Consider the following 3,416-nt stretch of genomic DNA (forward strand, 5'->3'; position numbering starts at 1 on the left):
ACAACAAGCTAGCCGTCCGCTACGAAGCAACAGCCACCATCGCCGCGATCAACAAATGGCTGCCCCGATAAACTTCCCAAACAGGCCCTAGCCGACACGATTCGGGGTTACTGGCGCTGGGCCCTGCGGATCGCCGAGACTGCCCGCTACGATCACACCGACGCCTCATCCGGGTGGTCAACCGGGCGGTCGACGTCCGCACCGACAAGGTCGACGAACTGGTCCGCTTCGTCGACGCCTGCCGGTCGACGACCCTGGACACCCCGTAGGACTCTGCCAGGACCACCACGGCAGCAGTGGCCCGTCCTACGAAGCGGCGGCCGGTGAATGTGGGGGGCCTGAGCACGGTCTGCGATCCCTGGACCGTGCTCAGGTCCCCACAACTCGGCCGCCGAAGCGGTCAGGGCATCGCCTCCACCAGCGCCTGCCGGATGTCGGAGTTCCGGTTGAACTCCCGGCCGAGAACACTGCCGAGCGCCTTGCGGATCTTCATCTGGAGCTGTTCCAGCGTATCCGGATCGGAAACCTGCAAGAACACCTCGAACGCGGTGTCAATGGTCTCGTGGCCCTGAAGGTCTTCGAGCAGGCGGTGCTTGAATTCCCCCACCGGATGCTTGATCCGGTTGTTCGACATGTAGAAGTGGAACGTCTCCAACACGGATACAAGATCGTGCGGATTCCGCTCCATCCGGCGCTTCGCGAAGTACATGAACTCCCGGGCATGACCGGCTTCGTCCCGGCTGGCGCGCAGCATGAGGTCCGCCAGCACCGGCTCGCGCACCCATTCCGACATCGTCCGGTAGACCGTGTTCACCGTCATCTCCGAGATGACGTTGGTGATCAGAGTGGCGCTGGGCGTGGTACCCGGTACGTAGGGCTCGCGCAACGCCTCGATCCGGCGCTGGTCGATCTGGGCGTCCACCGCCTGCAGCCACGCCCGGAAGGCGTAGTGGTGCTGGAGCTCCTGGTAGCCCCAGATGTTCACGAAGGCAGAGCAGTCGTAATCGTCGATGAACTCGTTGAGAAAGCCGTGCACCGCTGCGATGGAGGTGGCCTCGCCCATGACCGCGCCCTTGACCAGCGCGATGTACTCGGGCTGGATGAGATCCCTGCGGATCTCGTCCAACGGCAGGTCGACCAGCTTCCACTGCAGCCGCTCATAGTGCTGGAATACGTCGAAGCTATGCGCGTTCTCGATGGTGTCGGAGGTCGCCATGCTGGAATCTCCCCTGGCCCGGTCCCGTCGACCTGTGCAGACTCGTTTCTATTTCACCACAATTAGTTTGACAATATCGGCGGCCGGTCATTGCATCATCCCATCGATCGATGGGAACAGGCTATCGTACCCACGACAAAGTCCCTGGATTTTTATGATGTTCTCGTCCAGGATTCCGGGAAGATTAACCCACGAGTCGATCCGGCGGGCCGACAATACCCATGGCTGCTCTGGCTCCATGAACCTGCTCCATGCACCTGCTCCATGAACCGCGCGAAAACCGCGCGAGAGACCAGGTAAGAGGGAGTTCATGTGACACCTGCTGCGCACGCTGCTGACGCGGGTCAAGAAGCTGGAGCTGCCTGGAACCGCTCAGTGACAGCCTCCAAGGCAAGCCGGACGTCAGCTTCCGCGGCCTTGCAGGACTCCCTGTCGCCCCGCGGTAGCCGCGGGCACGCTGCCGTCCTCGGCGCCGGGATGGCCGGACTCCTCGCGGCCCGGGTGACGGCCGAGTTCTTCGACCGGGTGACGATCATCGAACGAGATGACCTCACCACCGAGGGTACTCGCCGCGGCGTGGCGCAGGGATCCCACCTGCACGCCCTCACCGAACGAGGCCGGTTGTGCCTGGAGGAGCTGTTCCCCGGGTTCACCGACACCGTGACCGGCCACGGTGCGCCCCGCGTCCACATGCTCGTCGAGACCCGGTGGTACGTCCGCGGGCTGCGGTTGTACCCCACCGACACCGGGCTTACCTCCCTGCTGGCGAGCCGGCCGCTGCTGGAGGGCGTGCTGCGGGAGGCCGTACTCGCTCGTTCCCAGGTCCGCCTGCTGCAGCGGGTGCGCGCCGTTGGGCTGGTGGCGCGGCCCGGCCCGGGCGGCCCGGGCGAACCCGGCCGGATCGTCGGGGTCCGGGTCGAACGCCTCGATGGCGGCCCGCGGCCAGACGACGCCCGAGTCAACGGCTCCAGCACCCGGCCCGACAGCAGCACCCGGCCTGACGGGGTACGCCCTGCGGATGCGCACCTCGACGGCGGCGAGGTCATCGAGGCGGATCTGGTCGTCGATGCGACCGGCCGCGGCTCCCGGGCAGCGGACTGGCTCGCCGCGCACGGGCTGCCCGTGCCCGTGCGGGAGCAGGTCGACGTCGACCTCGGCTACGCCTCCCGCGTCTACCGGCGACGCGCGAGCGACCTCGACGGCCAACGCGCGGTTATCATCTCGACGATTCCCGGGCTGCGCGGCGGTGGCGCCGTCGCGCAGGAGGACGATCGGTGGATCGTCACCCTGGCCGGCATGCTCGGCGAGCATCCGCCCACCGACCCGGACGGGTTCGCCCGCTTCGCGGCGACCCTGCCCGCTCCCGACATCGCCCGGCTCATCGCCGACGCCGAGCCGCTCGGGGACCCGACCCCCTACCGCTTCCGCGGATCGGTGCGACGCCCGTACGCACGCCTGCGCGAGCCCAGCGCCGGCTTCGTCGCCCTCGGGGACGCGGTGTGCACCCTCAACCCGCTGTACGCCCAAGGGATGACGGTCGCGGCCCAGCAGGCGCTGGCGCTGCGGGACGCCCTGTGGGATACGCCGGACGCGCTCGGCCCACCCGCCGCCCGCACCGGCACCTCCGCCCGCATCGACGCCTCCGCCCGCGCCGGCACCGATCTGCCCCGGCGGTTCTTCACCGCCGCGGCCGTTCCCGCCGACCTGGCCTGGTCCCTGGCCACCGGAAATGATCTAGGATACCCACAGGTGCAGGGACGGCGCACCCCGCGGATCAGGCTGGTCAACGCCTACCTGCCCCACGTGCACGCCGCCGCGCACACCGACCCGGTGGTGGCCCGGGTGTTCATGCGGATCATCAATCTGGTCGAACCGCCATCGGCACTGCTGCGACCGGACGTCCTCACCCGGGTGCTACGCGCCCGCCGCTCCCCCGCGGCGGACCGGAGCCCGACCCCGAACGGATCTGGTCACCGAAGATGACCAGATCCGTTCGGGGCTCTCGCGGGCACCGATCCGCGTCGACGGCGTGGGATGCGTTGCCCGGCCGGAACCCGGATCAGCTCCGAAGGGAGGGTGCTACGGGTCCCGGGCCGGGAATCCCCGCCTCAGCTACTGGGCTGGGCGGGGTTCACGGGTGGACAGCACTCGCGCTCATGGCCGCGGCGACACGTTCATGGTGTTTCGCCGCGTAGTACTC

General features: G+C 68.1%; 2 protein-coding genes and 1 pseudogene. 2 read left to right on the top strand and 1 reads right to left on the bottom strand.

The genetic code is table 11. The features are described from left to right. Positions 1–78: 78 nt before the first annotated feature. Positions 79–269: pseudogene (locus ACY45C_RS20750) on the top strand (acyl-ACP desaturase); the annotation flags it as partial. Between the two features lie 131 nt (positions 270–400). Here ACY45C_RS20750 and ACY45C_RS20755 read toward each other — a convergent pair. Beyond that, the gene (locus tag ACY45C_RS20755; RefSeq protein ID WP_462189231.1) at positions 401–1,216 is read right to left on the bottom strand and encodes a ferritin-like domain-containing protein; all 816 of its coding nucleotides are present in this window, start codon (positions 1,214–1,216) and stop codon (positions 401–403) included. Between the two features lie 417 nt (positions 1,217–1,633). On the opposite strand from ACY45C_RS20755, the gene ACY45C_RS20760 reads away from it, so the two are divergent. Beyond that, the gene (locus tag ACY45C_RS20760; RefSeq protein ID WP_462189232.1) at positions 1,634–3,199 is read left to right on the top strand and encodes an FAD-dependent oxidoreductase; all 1,566 of its coding nucleotides are present in this window, start codon (positions 1,634–1,636) and stop codon (positions 3,197–3,199) included. Positions 3,200–3,416: the final 217 nt, after the last annotated feature.

It is taken from the genome of Frankia sp. CcWB2 (genome assembly GCF_977927585.1).

Bases quoted from the DNA above. Each gene is read 5' to 3' on its own strand.
- ACY45C_RS20755 (WP_462189231.1), bottom strand. From the start codon at position 1,216: ATGGCGACCTCCGACACCATCGAGAACGCGCATAGCTTCGACGTATTC.